This window comes from Salinimicrobium sp. WS361, assembly GCF_050750585.1.
In the GTDB taxonomy this organism is placed as follows: domain Bacteria; phylum Bacteroidota; class Bacteroidia; order Flavobacteriales; family Flavobacteriaceae; genus Salinimicrobium.
Window position 1 is genome coordinate 1 of the sequence record NZ_JBOJLM010000048.1, and the last position, 1761, is coordinate 1761.

The 1761-nt window shown below is 37.5% G+C and carries 1 protein-coding gene; it reads left to right on the forward strand.

Annotation, left to right across the window (positions count from 1 at the left end; translation table 11 throughout):
• Positions 1–120 precede the first annotated feature (120 nt).
• A complete protein-coding gene (locus ACQ93I_RS17160) occupies positions 121–1257 on the forward strand; it encodes an IS110 family transposase (protein WP_431699599.1) in 1137 nt (378 codons plus the stop codon).
• Positions 1258–1761 lie beyond the last annotated feature (504 nt).

Consider the following 1761-nt stretch of genomic DNA (forward strand, 5'->3'; position numbering starts at 1 on the left):
CTTTAGATTTGTTCTATAAATTATTTCTATATGATAATGATGTTGAAAAGAGGGGGTCTGGGGGAGACTAATAACTCATGAAATTGTCAATAACTTTAAATCTATATAAAAAAGAGCGGGGTGAACTTCGGCGACGGCAAGGCTGATGGCCTATGTAGAGTATTAGTCCCCGTTCTTTATAAACGGTTGTCAGAACCATATAGGATTTTAGCCATGGCTCTTAAAGGTCTTAGTTTAAGCAACCTATTTATTAACCTTAAATATTGTATAAAAAAAATGGAAGTTATCGGTATTGATGTAAGTAAGCTAACATTGGATTGCTGCATCCACGGTTGTGGAATGCAGGAAAAATTTAAAAATGATCTTGAAGGAATTGATCAATTATCTGCATGGGCGATTGAAAATTCCGGATTTGCTAAAGAAAATATTTTGTTTGTCTTCGAACATACTGGACTCTATTCTTATCGATTGACCCAGAGGTTGGATGAAAAGAGATATCGTATCCATGTGGCTTCTGGTTTGGAAATTAAACGTTCCATGGGAATCACAAGGGGCAAGGATGATAAGGCAGACGCCAAAAGAATAGCTTTATACGGTTATAGAATACGCGAAGAGGTCAAACCTCACCAGAAACCAAAAAAGGCATTGTCAAAGCTTAAACGCCTAATGTCTCTTCGCAAAAAACTGGTAGTTCAGCACGCAAGCTATATGGGAGCTCTAAAAGAGCAGAAGGAAGTTTTTGAAGATGAAGAATTTATCTTTCAAGCACAGCAGGAGATCATGAAAGTCCTTGCACAAAAAATAAGTGCCATAGAGAAAGAAATGGACAGGATCATACGAGAAGATCCGGAACTTAAAGAAATGCAGAAGCTTTTAATAAGTATAAAGGGAATAGGAAAAGTTACCGCCCGATTCTTAATAGTATACACCATGGGCTTTACTTCTTTTAAAACATGGAGGAAATTTGCTTCCTATATAGGGATCGCTCCCTTTCCACATAGTTCGGGAACAAGCATCAGAGGAAAGACCAAAGTAAGCCGTTTGGCCAACCTTGAAGGCAAAGCTTTATTACATCTGTGTGCGACATCGGCCATTCAATGTAGTCCGGAGATGAAGACTTTTTACCAGAGACGATTAGAAAAAGGCAAGAATAAAATGAGCACTTTGAACATCATAAGAAATAAATTGCTTGCCAGAGCTTTCGCAGTAATAGAACGTCAGAGCCCTTATGTCAATACGATGAAATACGCATCATAGAGTAAGCCTCTAAATTTTTAGGATTATGTTAAGCCCAATGGCATAAAGTTCCATTTAGGGACAGGATACCCTATTGTCGTAAAGGAACCCAATTTAAGGCCTCAGCGGATTTCCTAAATGCTTTGTGTCGTTTCAGGGTAGTTGGATTCTTCTCATCAACTATTTTGATAACTACCTCCCGCCTCACTGTTTCTTTTTTAGGAAGCAAAACAACAATATCCATTCTTGGAGACGGCATAAAGCCGAGTTCCGCTTCGCTACACTCTATTTATACGTCTTTTACCAAGCCTGGATATTGTAAAGGAGTTCAGCATCAAAAAAGATAACAGTGAAGGCTCTATGGGAAGTAAATCAAAAAATAGAATCATGAAATCGAATCCACTACTCAAAAATGAAACGACACAAAAATCAAAAAAGAAAAACGTTCAGGATATAAAAAGTAAATCAGTCTCAAAATCAATAGAAAAAATCTATCCCTGAATACTTGTGTAAACCATAGGATAC